This window comes from Hydrogenophaga defluvii, from assembly GCF_042665235.1.
Classification (GTDB): domain Bacteria; phylum Pseudomonadota; class Gammaproteobacteria; order Burkholderiales; family Burkholderiaceae_C; genus Hydrogenophaga; species Hydrogenophaga defluvii_A.
In genome coordinates this window covers 1-1,694 of record NZ_JBHTBZ010000042.1, presented here as the reverse complement: position 1 = coordinate 1,694, position 1,694 = coordinate 1, and the positions used below count along the sequence as shown (strand labels likewise).

1 protein-coding gene is annotated in these 1,694 nt (G+C 65.0%); it reads right to left on the bottom strand.

Annotated features, from left to right (window positions below):
* Positions 1–50: 50 nt before the first annotated feature.
* Positions 51–1,589 (bottom strand): IS21 family transposase, encoded by a 1,539-nt coding sequence (istA, locus tag ACFQU0_RS14295; protein WP_382201906.1) that lies wholly within the window; start codon positions 1,587–1,589, stop codon positions 51–53.
* Positions 1,590–1,694 lie beyond the last annotated feature (105 nt).

The following is a 1,694-nucleotide window of genomic DNA, read 5'->3' as shown; positions in this document are numbered from 1 at the left end:
CGAACATCTTGAGTTCGCGCAGCATGATGACGATGGCTGCAATGGCGGGGTCATGACGCATGGCGCACCTTCCTTTCTGACGCACGCAGGTCGTCATAGCGGGTCACATTGGCCAGTGGCTCGCGAACCAGGCGCAGTGCCTGCGGGGCAGTCACCGGTGGAGGTGGTGCCTTGCTGTCCAGCAGCCGGTGCAGCACATTGAGGACATGCATCTTGGTCGGCACGCCGGCCTCCAGGGCCAGCTCGACGGCGGTCAGCACCGCCTGTTCGTCGTGGTGCAGCACCAGGGCCAACACCTCGACCATCTCCCGGTCGCCACCGGGCTGCTTGAGCAGAGCTGCCTGCAGTTGCCGGAAGGCCGCTGGCAGTTCGACGAAGGGCGCGCCGTTGCGCAGCGCACCTGGCTTGCGTTGCAGCACCGCGAGGTAGTGGCGCCAGTCGTAAACGGTGTGGCCTGTGCTGTCGTGGCGTCGGTCAATGACGCGCGGGTGTTCGCAGAGCAGTTGGCCCTCGGCGGCCACCACGATGCGCTCGGCATAGACGCGCAGGCTCACCGGTCGGTTGGCGTACGAGGCCGGCACGCTGTAGCGAACGCGCTCGAAAGTCACCAGGCACGTGGGCGAGACGCGCTTGGTGTGCTCCACGAAGCCATCGAAAGGGCGCGGCAGCGGCATCAGCAGCGCCCGCTCCTGCATCCAGGCGTCGGCGACGGTGCCCGGCAGCTTGCCGTGGTCAATCTCGCGCCACAGAGCCGTGCAACGCCCCTCCAGCCAGTCGTTCAAGGCCGCCAGCGTGGCGAACGCCGGCATGGGCTGCCAGAGCCGGTGGCGCGAGTCGCGCACATTCTTCTCGACCTGGCCCTTCTCCCAGCCCGAAGCCGGGTTGCAGAACTCCGCCTCGAACAGGAAGTGGCTGACCATGGCACCAAAGCGCGCGTTCACGTCGCGCTCCTTGCCACGGCGTACCTTATCGACGGCGGTCTTCATGTTGTCGTAGATGCCGCGCCTGGGGACGCCGCCGAGCACGCGGAAGGCGTGGTTGTGGGCGTCGAACAGCATCTCGTGCGTCTGCAGCAGGTAGGCCCGAACAATGAAGGCTCGGCTGTGGCTGAGCTTGGTGTGGGCCACCTGCAGCTTGGTGCGCTCGCCGCCGATGACGGCCCAGTCTTCGCTCCAGTCGAACTGGAACGCCTCCCCGGCACCAAAGGTCAGGGGCACGAAGGTGCCACGGCCAGTGGTTCGCTCGGCTTCCTGCCGTTTGGCCTGCCAGACACGCGCGAAGGCGGCCACGCGGTTGTACGAACCGTCGTAGCCCAGAGCGGCCAGGTCGGCGTGCATCTGTTTGACCGTGCGCCGCTGCTTGCGCGACTTCCCGGTCTCGGTCTTGAGCCAGCCTGCCAGTTTGTCTGCGAACGGGTCAAGCTTGCTGGCGCTCACGCGCTTGGCATAGCGCGGCTCGACCGTGTCGGTCCGAAGGTACTTCTTGATGGTGTTTCGAGACAGCCCGGTACGCCGCGCTATCTCGCGCAGGGACAGATGCTCTCGCAGTGCCCAACGCCTGATGACACTCAATGTCGCCACGTCAATCACTCCTGTACTCCTGCCACTAAAAGCAGCAGGTTAGGGTTCTTACGTGGGTCAGATTTGGATGGAAATTACCCGTGAAGGTGGGTCAGTTCTGGATGGAAATCAACA